This is a genomic window from Rhodococcus sp. RD6.2 (assembly GCF_001040705.1).
Taxonomy (GTDB): Bacteria; Actinomycetota; Actinomycetes; order Mycobacteriales; family Mycobacteriaceae; genus Rhodococcus_G.
The window spans coordinates 226,245-238,647 of record NZ_CVQP01000011.1; the positions used below are offsets into that span (position 1 = coordinate 226,245).

Consider the following 12,403-nt stretch of genomic DNA (forward strand, 5'->3'; position numbering starts at 1 on the left):
CGCTCGTCTCGGATCACGGTGTGGCGCGCCGCAACCCACCCCACGTTCCCGCGAGCGCGGCAGCCGCGAGCACGAGCGGCAACACGACCATGGTCACCATCCTCGGGGTGTCGACGAACCACGACCCGATCTCCGGCCACCAGTGCGCCCACGTGACGAGGATGGCGGAGACACCCAGTCCTCCGAACGCGGTGACACCCGCGGCGAGCAGTCCCGTGGTGCGCCACCGCTGGTAGATCGCACCTGCGAGCATCGCGATGCCGGTCGTCAGCAGCAGGATCGCGAAGAGTGACAGGAGTTCGACGGCGAGGCTGTCCGTGAAGTAGCGGGCCAGGCCGAACATTCGCATGTGCACGCCCCAGCCGCCGGTCGCGGATTCGACGACGGCCAGGATCTGCAGCGCGACGGCGAAGACGGCGGACTGGGCGAGTGCCATGACGAGTGTGGCCCGGTAGAACTCGCGGCGGGTGACGCTGAGTCCGAGCGCGAACGGGAAGCTCTGGTTCATCGCCTGGAGATAGAAGGCGACGACGAATCCGAGGAGGGCCGACACCGCGCCGGTGAAGCCTTCGCCCTCCTCGTTCTGGACGAGGAAGTAGATGGTCCAGCAGATCGCGAACGAGACGGCGAGGATGCCGACGGGCCACGCGACCAGCAGGGGCCATGCGACGGTGTGCAGGCGCAGTACCGCGCCCACACGGGACGGGGGAGCGCTGCGGACGGGTGCGATGGGAGCGGTGGCGGTGGTCATGACGTCGGCTCCGTGTGGGTCGATACCGAGTGTGTCGGTGCGGCGGTGGTCGTGCGGATGACGAACTCCTGCAGCGAAGCCGGTTCGATGGTGCCACCGGCGTCGATGAGGCGGCCCCGGTCGAGGTCGTCGGCGCCGGCGGTGTGGACCGTCGCGCGGGTGTGGGAGCCCAGTGATTCCCGGTGCAGAACAATGCCTTTCGCAGCGAACGCGTCGACGGCTGCCGTCGGCCCCGTGACGATCACCGCGCGCTGGCGCAGTGCGTCGGCGTCGGCGTCGACGACGATTCGTCCGCGATCGACGACCAGGACGTGCTCGAGCAGGTTCGCCACCTCGTCGATGAGGTGTGTGGACAGCACGACGGTCCGGGGGTGTTCCGCGTAGTCGGCGAGGAGACGGTCGTAGAAGAGGTGGCGCGCGACTGCGTCCAGTCCCAGGTAGGGCTCGTCGAACAGTGTCAGAGGCGCCCGTGACGCCAGCCCGATCGTCACGCCGAGCGCCGAACGCATGCCGCGGGAGAGCTTCTTGACCTTGCGGCGACGCGGCAGTTGGAAGTCGTCGAGGAGTTGGTCGGCGAAGTCCTGGTCCCAGCGTTCCATCAGGTGTCCGGCGGCGGTGACGACATGCCCCACGCACAGGTCGTCCGGGTAGGTCTGGCTCTCCTTCACGAAGCAGACGGACCGCAGGACGCCCGCGTTCTCGAAGGGAGCGGATCCGAACACGGTTGCCTCACCGGTGGTCTGGATCGCCTGCCCGGTGAGGATGGACATGATCGTGGTCTTGCCTGCGCCGTTGCGGCCGAGCAGGCCGTAGATCTTGTCGCGGCAGACGTCGAAGGAGACGTCGGTGAGTGCGTCGAGGTCTGCGTATCGTTTGCCGATCCCGCGCATCGACGCGACCACATCGGTGTCGTCATGCGCGTCGCGCGTCGGCAGGGACGAGATCCGTGCAAGGCCACTGGTCATCGGGCCACCTCGCTGTTCTCGACTCGCGAGGTGTCGAGCATGGACCTGAGCTCGTCGTGGGGAATGCCGAGACGGGCGGCTTCCGCGACGAGTGGTTCGACGTACTGGCGGGCGAACGCCTCGCGGCGCCGGGATCGGAGCGCTTCGCGCGCCCCGGCGGTGACGAACATTCCAATTCCCCGTTTCTTGTAGAGGATTCCCTCTGTGACGAGCTGATTCAGGCCCTTGGCTGCGGTCGCAGGGTTGATCCGGTGGAACGCGGCGAGTTCGTTCGTGGACGGGACCTGCGCCTCCTCGGGCAGCGAGCAGTCGATGATCGCGCCCTCGATCTGCTCGGCGATCTGCTGGAACAGCGGCCTGCCGTCGTCGATCATCGCGACCGACCGCCGAGGCTCACTGGTTCATTACTCATGTAACTAACCGTAGAACCTGTTGGTGAGCTTGGCAACCCTTGCGTTTCTCGTTCCCGGACCCGACGGCGCCCCGTGTACCGTCCGGGCATGGAGTTGACGGAAGTGTCGGTCGGCCAGGTGTCCTACAACGTCCGGGTCGACGGACCCGAGAGCGCACACATCGTGGTGCTGCTGCCCGGATCGGGTGAGGACGCGACCGTCTTCGACGCCGTTTGTGAGCGCCTCCACGGCTCCGACCTACGCACCGTCGTCCCCGACACCGTCGACGGACTCGACGTCGCCGGGCTGCTCGCCCTCCTCGACGGTCTCGGCCTCGCGTACGTGAACCTCGCGGGCAACCGGGAGGGCGCCGAGCTCGCCTGGCAGGCCGCCGCCCGTACGTTCGGCCGGTTCAAGAGCCTCGTCGTCGCCGACACCCCGCACCCCGCCGTCGTCGGAGGCGACTGCCCGGCGCTGGAGATACCCGCCACCATCGTGGTCGGCGGCGCGCTCGCCCGTGCGGACGCCGAGGCCAGCGGGCGGCGCTGCTATTCCGACTTCCGTGTCGTCGAGGTCGACGGCGTCGAGTCGGTACCCCGCGACGCGCCCGCGGCCCTCGCGACCGAGATCTCTCTGCGCACCAGCATGTGGTGACGTGGGAACACGAGTTCACGTGGTGCGGTAGCAGACTCTCGTGGCGGATCGCGAAGGGTCTTCCCTTCGCGATCGCTCACCGAATGCTCGACATCAAGATGTCGGGCGACACGCCCTAGACTCCTTCGGTGCTCGACACCAGCCCCAGTTCCCCCGACGTCACCTCGGTGCGCGCGGCAGTCCGATCCCCGCGACGCCTGACGACCGAAGTACTCGCCGGCCTCGTCACCTCGCTCGCGCTGATTCCCGAGGTGATCTCGTTCGCGGTCATCGCGGGCGTCGACCCGAAGGTCGCGCTGTACACGTCGTGCATCATGGCGATGACGATCGCCTTCGTCGGCGGCAGGCCCGCGATGGTGTCCGCGGCAGCAGGTGCGACGGCTCTGGTCGTCGCACCGCTCGTCGCCTCGCATGGCATCGACTACCTGATCGCCGCGGTGTGGCTCGCGGGTGCACTGCAGATCGCTTTTGCCGCAGGGGGACTCGCGCGCCTCGTCCGCTACATCCCGCGGTCGGTGATGATCGGATTCGTCAACGCGCTCGCGATCCTCATCTTCAGTGCGCAGGTGCGACACCTGATCGACGTGCCGTGGCTGGTGTACCCGCTCGTCGCGGGCGGGATCCTGATGGTGATCGCGATCCCGAGGCTCACGACGGTGGTGCCCGCGCCGCTGATCGCGATCGTCGTCCTCACCAGCGTCGTGACCCTCTTGCACCTGGACGTCCCCGACGTGGCCGACCAGGGGGAGCTGCCGTCCGGGCTGCCGACGTGGATGATCCCCGACGTTCCCATGACCTGGGAGACGCTGACGATCATCGCGCCCTTCGCGCTCGGCCTCGCCCTCGTCGGCCTGCTCGAGTCGTTGCTCACCGCGAAGCTCGTCGACGACATCACCGACACGCCCTCCGACAAGACCCGCGAGGCGTGGGGGCAGGGTGTCGCGAACATGGCAGGCGCACTGTTCGGCGGTATGGGCGGCTGCGCGATGATCGGCCAGACGATGATCAACGTCAAGGAAGGTCGGGCCCGCACCCGCATCTCGACGTTCCTCGCGGGACTGTTCCTGCTGGTCTCGTGCGTGACGATCGGTGATGTCGTCGGGGCGATCCCGATGGCGGCGCTGGTGGCCGTCATGGTGGTGATCGCCGCGACCACCTTCGACTGGCACAGCATCGCCCCGCGCACCCTGCGACTGATGCCGCGCAGCGAAACCCTCGTCATGCTCGTGACCGTGGTCGGCACCCTCGCCACCGAGAACCTCGCGGTCGGCGTCATCGCGGGAGTGCTGACGGCGATGGTCGCGTTCGCCAGACGCGTCGCGCACATGGCCGAGGTGACCGTGAGTGGTGACGACGAACGGGTGTACCGGGTCACCGGCCAGTTGTTCTGGGCGTCGAGCAACGACCTCGTGCACCGTTTCGATTACGTCGGCGACCCGAACGAGGTCGTCATCGACCTCACCGATGCCGAGGTGTGGGACGCCTCGACCGTCGCGACTCTCGACACGGTGCAACACAAGTACGCGGAGCGCGGGAAGTCCGTGCGCATCGTCGGTCTCGACGGGGCAAGTCTGGATCGTCTCCAACGGTTGTCCGGCCGACTGGGTTGATCGGGCCCGCGGCGTAACCTGAGGTCGAGTAACACGCGAAAGGAACCTGGGCCGATGGCTGCTCATTCTCGTCCCACCTCGTCGCTCCCGATCATCGATCTGGAAGACGTCGACATCGATGCGCTGCGAACGGTGACGCACGAGATCGGGTTCTTCCATCTCACCGGTCACGGGATCGATCAGCGACTCACCGACGAACTGATCGCGACCGCGCGCACCTTCTTCGCCCTACCCGAGGCGGAGAAGCTCGCGATCGAGAACTCCCACTCGCCGCAGTTTCGCGGATACACGCGCGTCGGTGGCGAGCGCACGCAGGGTTACGTCGACTGGCGCGAGCAACTCGACATCGGTCCCGAACGCGTCGCCGTCGACCAGGTCGATCCCGACCGCCCATGGGAGGTCCTCCACGGTCCGAACCTGTGGCCCGAGGGCGTCCCCCAACTACGCGCCCTGGCGCTGGAGTGGATGGCACAAGCCCAGGACGCCGGTCTGCGGCTGATCCGCGGCTGGGCTTCCTCGCTCGGGGCCCCGGCGGACTTCTTCGACGCCGCGTTCGCCGACCCGGACCCCTTGTTGAAGATCGCCCGCTACCCCGGCCACGACGGCTCGGTCACCGGGCAGGGCGTCGGCAGTCACAAGGATGTCGGCGCGCTCACCCTGCTCTACCCGGAGGCGACGAGCACCGGGTTCCAGGTCGACATCGGCACCCCGGACGGCGGACCGGCGTGGCTCGGCGTCGACCCGATCCCCGGACATTTCCTCGTCAACATCGGCGAACTGCTCGAGGTGGCGACGGGTGGCTACCTCCGTGCCACCGTGCACCGGGTCCTGCCGCCCGCCGCGGGCACCGACCGCGTTTCGCTGCCCTTCTTCCTCAACCCCGGCTACGACGCGGAGCTGCCGACGGTGCCGCTGCCGCCCGAGCTGGCGGCAGCGGCAGCGGGTGTCGGTTCGGACCAGCACGGCGGCACCCTCCACGCGCGCTACGGGCTCAACGCCCTCAAGTCCCGCCTGCGCGCGCACCCGAATGTCACGGAGCGCTACCACCGCGACCTTCTGGACCTGCCGGTCCTGAGAGGCTGACCGCCGTCCTCCGTCAGGTTCGGCTCGGTATCCGTCCGGTGGTCGCCTGTCCGAGAACCGATCTGAATCCCGCCGTCGTCTCGTCGGCGATCGCTTCGTCCTCCCCGGCCTCCAGTGCGTCGAGGATGCGGCCGACGATGACGGCGGGATCCGACTTGGGTACGTCGAGGTTCGCGGTCATCGGGGTGTCGGTGTACGCGAGGTGTGCCCCGAGGACCTGTGTGCCCTGCCCGGCCAGTTCGATCCGCAGAGCGTTCGTCACGCCCCAGAACGCCGCCTTCGAGGGGCTGTAGGCGCCGGGTGCCGCGAGCCAGCTGAGCACCGAGTGCACGTCGACGACGGCACCGCCGCCACGGTGCGCGAGGATCGGGGCGAACGCGCGAACCAATTCGAGCGGGGCGAACACGTTCGTCTCGAACGTGTACCGGATCTCGTCCATCGGAGATTCGAGAAGTGAGGCCGCGCCGGTGATTCCGGCGTTGTTCACGAGTACGTCCACGTCGCGGGCCGCCGCTGCGGCGGACGCCACCGACTCCGTGTCGGTGACGTCCAGACGCAGCGGGATGACCCGATCGTCGTGCCAGTCGTGGTCCCGTCGCGCGGCGGCGTAGACCGTGCTCGCGCCCCGGGTGAGGGACTGGCTGACGAACTCGCGGCCGAGTCCGCCGGTGGATCCGGTGACGAGAACGGTGCGTCCTTGCAGGTTCATCGGTGTTCCTCCTGTTGATGGGTGAGGCCGGCGGGTGTTCGCGGTCAGAGCCGCTCGATGATGGTGGCGTTCGCCAATCCACCTGCCTCGCACATGGTCTGGAGCCCGAACCGGCCGCCGCGCTCGTGCAGGGCGTGCGTCAGCGTGGTCATCAGGCGGGCGCCGCTCGCGCCCAGCGGATGGCCGAGTGCGATCGCGCCGCCGTGGACGTTCACCTTGTCCAGGTCGGCACCGACCTCCTTCGCCCAGGCGAGCACCACCGACGCGAAGGCCTCGTTGACTTCGAACAGGTCGATGTCGTCGAGCGTCAGACCTGCGCGTTCGAGTACCTTGCGGGTCGCGGGGATGACGGCGGTCAGCATGTAGAGCGGGTCGTCGCCCGCGACCGCGACACTGTGGATCCGTGCCAGTGGTCGCAGTCCCAACTGCTCGGCGCGTTCGCTGGTGGTCATCAGCAGTGCGGAACTGCCGTCGGTGACCTGACTCGCGTTGCCCGCCGTGACGTTCCATCCGATCTGCGGGAAGCGCTGCGCCATCGCCTCGTCGTAGTAGGCCGAACGCAGTCCGTCCATCGTCTCCAGTGTGCTGCCGACGCGGATTCCCTCGTCCGTACGGAGCTCCCCGACCGTCCTGAGTTCGGCGTCGAACAGCCCGTTCTTCGTCGCGTGTGCGGCCTTGGCGTGGCTGGCGAGCGCGAACTCGTCCATCTGCGTGCGGGTGATACCCCAGCGCGCGGCGATCAATTCGGCGCTGATGCCCTGGGGGACGAGGCCGTCGGGATAGCGTTCCGCGAACGCGACGCCGCTCGGGTCGGTCGTCCCGAGCATGCTCGAGCCCATCGGCACGCGGCTCATGGACTCGACGCCGCCCGCGACCACGATGTCGTAGGCGCCCGAGATGAGGCCCTGCGCCGCGAAGTGCACGGCCTGCTGGCTGCTGCCGCACTGCCGGTCCACGGTCGTCGCGGGCACGGATTCCGGGTAGCCGGCGGCGAGCGTTGCCCGCCGGGTCATGTTGGAGCCCTGCTCGCCGACCGCGCTGACCACGCCACCGATGACGTCGTCGATCAGGGTCGCGTCGATGCCGCTGCGGTTCACGACCTCGCGGAGGCTGTGGGCGAACAGGTCCACCGGATGTACGTCGTGCAGGGCGCCGGTGGCCTTTCCTCGGCCCAGGGGAGTGCGGACCGCTTCGACGATTACTGCGTCCCTCGTGCTGCTGATGCTCATCGTGTGTCCCTCTCCGTTTGGAGGACCCGGTGGTCCTCTGGCAGTTCAAACGTTCTAGCTATGCAAAACCATACCCAGCTGCCGCGCAGCTGGCTACATATATTCGAAGTCAGTACCCTGGGCTCGTGGCGATGAAGTTGCAGGGACCCCTCGCGGACCGTTCGGCCTGGGATGCCGACGAGCGGTGCTCGATCAGCCGCGCCATGGGTGTCGTCGGCACCCGGTCCGCGATGCTGCTGCTCCGTGAGGCCTACTACGGCACCACGCGCTTCGACGACTTCGCGCACCGCGTCGGAATCACCGACGCCGTCGCCTCGGCGCGACTCAAGGAACTCGTCGAGGCGGGCCTGCTCGTCAAGAGTCCCTACCGCGAACCTGGGCAGCGCACCCGCTACGAATACGTCCTCACCGACATGGGCCGCGACCTGCTGCCTGCCGTGGTTGCGCTCATGCAGTGGGGCGACAAATACCTCCAACGCGACGGCGCGCCTCTGCAGGTCGTCGACGACGCCACCGGCGCACCCGTCAGCGTGCGCGTGCGCACCGACGAAGGCGACGACGTCGAGCTCGACGGCCTGCGGCTACGGGTGAATCGCGAGTAGGGGTACACGCACGCTCACGCGCGTCGGGATCGTCACCACCTCGGTGAACTGATCGCCGAGGTACTCGGCCACGCCCGCCGCCGCGAAGCCGAACTGCGTCGCAACAGAAGCCAAGAGCGCGGCGGGCGGGGTGGTGGGGGAGACGACGGCCTCCCCTGACGGAAGGGCCCGTCCTATTCGTCGCGGCAGACGTCGAGGCCGAGCAGTGCGTTCTCCACGACCTCGGTGAGGGCAGGGTGAATCCAGTACTGGCCCAACGCCATCTCGCGTGCGGGCAGACCGAAGCTCATCGCCTGGATGAGGGGTTGGAGCACCGTCGACGCCTGCGCACCGATCACGTGCGCGCCGACGAGTTGCCCGGTGGCGCGGTCGGCGATGACCTTGCACAGGCCCTCGTCGTCCTCCATCGCCCATCCGTACGCGACATCGGCGTACCGCTGGACCTTCACCGAGATGTCCAGGCCCTGTTCGCGGGCTTGCGCCTCGGTGAGTCCGACCGACGCGATCTGAGGATCGGTGAACACCGCAGCCGGAACGAACCGGTGATCGGTGCGAACCAGGTCGGCGCCTGCACTCCACGCATCTCGCAGCAGGTTGGCCTGCACGACCCGCGCCTCGTGGTTCGCGACGTGCTTGAGCTGATGCGGCGATGACACGTCGCCGAGCGCGAACACGCCCTCGGCGGTGGTGCGCTGGAACTTGTCGACGACGACACGTCCGCGGTCGTCGACATCGACGCCCGCGGCCTGCGCGTTGAGCCGGTCCCCGTTGGGTGTGCGTCCGGTGGCGACGAGCAGGGTGTCGCCCGCGACCACGGTGCCGTCGGCGAGGACCACCTCCACCCTCAACGCGTCGCCGCGAACCTCGGCAACCGGATTGCCGAGGTGCACATCCCACTTGGAGCGTGCGAGGTCGGTGAACTGCTGCGAGATGTCGTCGTCGAGGTCGCGGAGCAGTCGTGGCCCGCGGCCGATGACGGACACCTTGCTGCCGAGCGCCGAGAACACGTGCGCGAACTCGGAGGCGATGAAGCCGCTGCCGATGATCACGAGGTGCTCGGGTTGCGTTGGCAGTCGCATGATGTCGTCGTTGGTGTGGAACGGAACACCGGATCGGGTGACCTCGTCGGGGATCACGGGCCGCGACCCGGCGGCGATCACCACCTGGTCTGCTGTGATCTCTTCGCCGCTTCCGGTGCGGATCCGCTTCGGTCCGGTGAAGGTGGCGTACCCGGAGAACAGCGTGGTGCCCGGGTTTCCGTCACGTCGGTAGCGCTCGCCGCCTGCCGAGATCGGATCGATACGGTCGAAGACCCGGTCCACGATGTCGGACCAGCGGACATTCTCGATCCGGGCGTCGACGCCGTAGCGGGCGGACTCCCGGATCGTCCGCGCCACCTCGGCAGCGAAGACAAACATCTTCGTCGGGATACAGCCCACGTTCAGGCACGTGCCACCGAAGGTGCCGCCCTCGCAGATCGCGACCTTCATGTCAGCGAAGCGGTCGTCGAGAATGGTGTTGCCGGAACCGGATCCGATGATAGCCAGATCGAAGTGCGTCATGCTCGCCCCTCCGAAAGTCCGTGTCCCGCGAGCCATTCCAGCCACAGGTCCACCTCGTCCAGTGCTTGTTTGCGGGGCACCTCCCGAGACAGGAACACATCGTGCCGGGCTCCCTCGATCGGCACGATCGTCGTGCGGTCGCCGAGGCATCCAGCCCAGCGGGCGATCTGCCGCACGTCGAGTACCAGGTCGGCTGCCTCCGACTTGTCGGTGTAGCGCATGGAGTAGTGCGTCGCCTTCGACCGCAGGACCAGCGACGGAACACCGATGTCGAGCCCGCGGTGCAGGACAGCCTGCCCACGACGGACGGCGCGCAGCCATCCGAAGGTGACGCCGAACCCGCGCAGCGGCTTCCATTCGAGGTCGTAGTCCCATTCGCCGCCGTGGTCGCGGTGCAGGGTGCGCCCGTAGACGTCGATGGGCGGCTGCTTGAGTTCGAGCTTGTCCTTGACACGTCCGATCGTGCGGATCGCGACGGTGCCGACGCTGCGAACGTACGAGGGGCCCTGCAGGTCGAACCAGGGGCTGTTCAGGATCAGCCCGACGACGCCCGCGCCCGCGGTGCCACCCGGTCGACGGTTCACTCGATCCAGCCACAGCGGCACGATCAGTCCGCCCGTGGAGTGCGCGGTCAGCAGGACCGAACCGCCCTGCATCTGCTCACGCACCGTCTCGAGGGCCCAGTCGAGTTCGCGATCGTAGAGTGCGAGATCCGTCACGAAATGGGGAGTCTGATCGGGACGCCGGGAACGTCCGCACTTGCGCAGATCGAGTGCGAAGAAGTCGTAACCCTGATCGTGGAAGTGCTCGGCGACGTGCTTCTGGAAGAAGTAGTCGGTGAAACCATGAACGTAGAGCACGGCTTTGCGCCGCGGAGCCGAGCCCGACGGCTGGTAGCGGACGAGGGTCGCGACGATCTGGCCCTCGCCGTCGGGGTCCTCACCGAGCGCGAGCGTGGTCTGTTCATAGCCGTCGCCGAGGAGGTCGGGAGCCCAGGTAGTCACAGATCACAATCCTACGTGTGCAATCCTGACGCATCGGAGGAGCACAATTGATGCGAGGTGAACTGCGCGGGTACGCGCGGGTAACCTATCCGCTTGCAGTCGGCGCGACTGCCCACTGCCAATGGACAAGGAAGTCGATTTTCCAGTGTCAGACAACACCGCGGTACAGAAGGCCGATGTAGTTCTCGTGGGAGCGGGCATCATGAGTGCCACGCTCGGGTCGATCCTTCGGCAGTTGCAGCCGGACTGGTCGATCAGTGTGTTCGAGCGGCTCGACGCCGCAGCAGCCGAGAGCAGCGACCCGTGGAACAACGCGGGTACTGGCCACTCGGCGCTCTGTGAGCTCAACTACACCCCACAGAACAAGGACGGCTCCGTCGACGTCGCCAAGGCGGTCAACGTCAACGAGCAGTTCCAGGTCTCGCGGCAGTTCTGGGCCCATGCGATCGAGAACGGCATCCTCGCCGAGCCCAAGGAGTTCATCAACCCGGTTCCGCACGTCAGCTTCGTGCACGGGGCCGACAACGTGAAGTACCTGCGGGCCCGCTACGACGCGCTCGCCGGCCACCCGCTGTTCGCCGGGATGGAGTACACGGAGCGCCCCGAGGAGTTCACGAAGCGTCTGCCGCTGATGGCCGCGGGTCGTGACTTCTCCGATCCCGTCGCCCTGAACTGGACCGATGGCGGCACCGACGTCGACTTCGGCGCCCTCACCAAGCAGCTCCTCGGTCACATCGGCGCCTCCGGTGGCAGCGTCTACTTCGGCCACGACGTCCGCAACCTCACCCAGCAGTCCGACGGCAGCTGGCTCGTCAAGGTCGAGAACCTGCGGACCGGTGCGAAGAAGACCGTCAACGCGAAGTTCGTCTTCGTCGGCGCGGGCGGCGGGGCGCTGCACCTGCTGCAGAAGTCCGGCATCAAGGAGGCGAAGGGCTTCGGCGGCTTCCCGGTCAGCGGCCAGTTCCTGCGCTGCACCAACCCCGAGCTGATCGACCAGCACAGCGCGAAGGTCTACGGCAAGGCCGCGGTCGGCGCGCCTCCGATGTCGGTTCCGCACCTCGACACCCGCGTCATCAACGGCAAGAAGGGCCTGCTGTTCGGCCCGTACGCCGGTTGGTCGCCCAAGTTCCTCAAGCAGGGCAAGGTCACCGACCTGCCCGGTTCCGTCAAGCCCAACAACCTCATGTCGATGCTCGGTGTCGGCGTCACCGAGTTGGGTCTGACCAAGTACCTCATCGGTGAGCTGCTGCAGGGCGCCGACGATCGCATCGAGACGCTGCGCGAGTTCGTTCCCCGCGCGACCGGTGGCGACTGGGAGCTCATCACCGCAGGTCAGCGCGTTCAGGTCATTCGTAAGAAGGGCAACGGCGGCGTTCTCGAGTTCGGTACCGCCGTCATCAACGCGGCCGACGGCACCATCGCGGGTCTGCTCGGTGCGTCGCCCGGTGCGTCGACCGCCGTCCCCGCGATGCTCGACGTGCTGCAGCGCTGCTTCGGTGACCGCTGGGCGTCGTGGGAGCCGCAGCTCAAGCAGATGGTGCCCTCGCTCGGCGTCAAGCTGTCCGACAACGAGTCCCTCTTCCGTGAGGTGTGGGACTGGAGCAACAAGGCGCTCGAGCTCGAGGCGGACGCCCCCGTCGCGGCAGGCGCGAACGCTTAATCTCCAGGCAGGCGTACACGGCCGTCACCGGACCCGCACGGGTCGTGGTGGCGGCCGTGGCCTATTGTTCGGGACGAACTCGACGTTCCTCGCCGCGGGAAAGCCTGTGCAATTCAGGCACGGTCCCGCCACTGTGACGGTCGACGGGCATTCGCCGTCGCCGGAAGTCAGATCGCCGCGGC

12 protein-coding genes are annotated in these 12,403 nt (G+C 67.6%); 5 read left to right on the forward strand and 7 right to left on the reverse strand.

Going from position 1 to position 12,403, the window contains the following annotated elements; all coding sequences use genetic code 11:
* Positions 1 to 13 precede the first annotated feature (13 nt).
* Genes RHCRD62_RS23495 through RHCRD62_RS23505 form a run of 3 tightly spaced genes read right to left on the reverse strand, consistent with a single transcriptional unit; the run spans position 14 to position 2,090 of the window.
* Entirely contained in the window at positions 14 to 751 is a 738-nt protein-coding gene (locus RHCRD62_RS23495) for a hypothetical protein (protein ID WP_050067169.1), read from the reverse strand.
* Positions 748 to 1,716: an ABC transporter ATP-binding protein gene (locus tag RHCRD62_RS23500; protein ID WP_050067170.1), complete on the reverse strand. Its 969-nt coding sequence runs from the start codon at positions 1,714 to 1,716 to the stop codon at positions 748 to 750. The genes RHCRD62_RS23495 and RHCRD62_RS23500 overlap by 4 nt, the downstream gene beginning before the upstream one ends.
* Positions 1,713 to 2,090: a GntR family transcriptional regulator gene (locus RHCRD62_RS23505; protein WP_050067171.1), complete on the reverse strand. Its 378-nt coding sequence runs from the start codon at positions 2,088 to 2,090 to the stop codon at positions 1,713 to 1,715. The genes RHCRD62_RS23500 and RHCRD62_RS23505 overlap by 4 nt, the downstream gene beginning before the upstream one ends.
* A 126-nt stretch (positions 2,091 to 2,216) precedes the next feature.
* Between RHCRD62_RS23505 and RHCRD62_RS23510 the strand changes: the two genes are divergently transcribed.
* The 3 genes from RHCRD62_RS23510 to RHCRD62_RS23520 all read left to right on the forward strand — a co-directional run bounded on the left by RHCRD62_RS23510 (position 2,217) and on the right by RHCRD62_RS23520 (position 5,455).
* Complete coding sequence (locus RHCRD62_RS23510) at positions 2,217 to 2,762, forward strand: hypothetical protein (protein ID WP_050067172.1); 546 nt, start codon at positions 2,217 to 2,219, stop codon at positions 2,760 to 2,762.
* 128 nt (positions 2,763 to 2,890) lie between these two features.
* On the forward strand, positions 2,891 to 4,372 hold the full coding sequence (locus RHCRD62_RS23515; RefSeq protein WP_050067173.1) for a SulP family inorganic anion transporter: 1,482 nt from the start codon (positions 2,891 to 2,893) through the stop codon (positions 4,370 to 4,372).
* A 54-nt stretch (positions 4,373 to 4,426) separates the two neighbouring features.
* Entirely contained in the window at positions 4,427 to 5,455 is a 1,029-nt protein-coding gene (locus RHCRD62_RS23520) for an isopenicillin N synthase family dioxygenase (protein WP_050067174.1), read from the forward strand.
* A gap of 13 nt (positions 5,456 to 5,468) precedes the next feature.
* Here the strand turns inward: RHCRD62_RS23520 and RHCRD62_RS23525 are convergent, their stop codons facing one another.
* Both RHCRD62_RS23525 and RHCRD62_RS23530 read right to left on the reverse strand, forming a co-directional pair.
* On the reverse strand, positions 5,469 to 6,164 hold the full coding sequence (locus tag RHCRD62_RS23525) for an SDR family oxidoreductase (protein WP_050067175.1): 696 nt from the start codon (positions 6,162 to 6,164) through the stop codon (positions 5,469 to 5,471).
* 44 nt (positions 6,165 to 6,208) lie between these two features.
* Positions 6,209 to 7,393, reverse strand: a complete 1,185-nt coding sequence (locus tag RHCRD62_RS23530; RefSeq protein WP_050067176.1) for a thiolase family protein — start codon at positions 7,391 to 7,393, stop codon at positions 6,209 to 6,211.
* A 131-nt stretch (positions 7,394 to 7,524) separates the two neighbouring features.
* Between RHCRD62_RS23530 and RHCRD62_RS23535 the strand changes: the two genes are divergently transcribed.
* Positions 7,525 to 7,995, forward strand: a complete 471-nt coding sequence (locus tag RHCRD62_RS23535) for a winged helix-turn-helix transcriptional regulator (RefSeq protein WP_050067250.1) — start codon at positions 7,525 to 7,527, stop codon at positions 7,993 to 7,995.
* 173 nt (positions 7,996 to 8,168) lie between these two features.
* On the opposite strand, the gene mtr is transcribed toward RHCRD62_RS23535, so the two are convergent.
* Positions 8,169 to 9,557: a mycothione reductase gene (gene mtr / locus RHCRD62_RS23540; protein ID WP_050067177.1), complete on the reverse strand. Its 1,389-nt coding sequence runs from the start codon at positions 9,555 to 9,557 to the stop codon at positions 8,169 to 8,171.
* A complete protein-coding gene (locus RHCRD62_RS23545) occupies positions 9,554 to 10,561 on the reverse strand; it encodes an alpha/beta hydrolase (protein WP_050067178.1) in 1,008 nt (335 codons plus the stop codon). The genes mtr and RHCRD62_RS23545 overlap by 4 nt, the downstream gene beginning before the upstream one ends.
* A gap of 121 nt (positions 10,562 to 10,682) precedes the next feature.
* Here RHCRD62_RS23545 and mqo point away from each other — a divergent pair, with 121 nt between their 5' ends.
* Complete coding sequence (mqo, locus tag RHCRD62_RS23550; protein ID WP_050067179.1) at positions 10,683 to 12,221, forward strand: malate dehydrogenase (quinone); 1,539 nt, start codon at positions 10,683 to 10,685, stop codon at positions 12,219 to 12,221.
* Positions 12,222 to 12,403 lie beyond the last annotated feature (182 nt).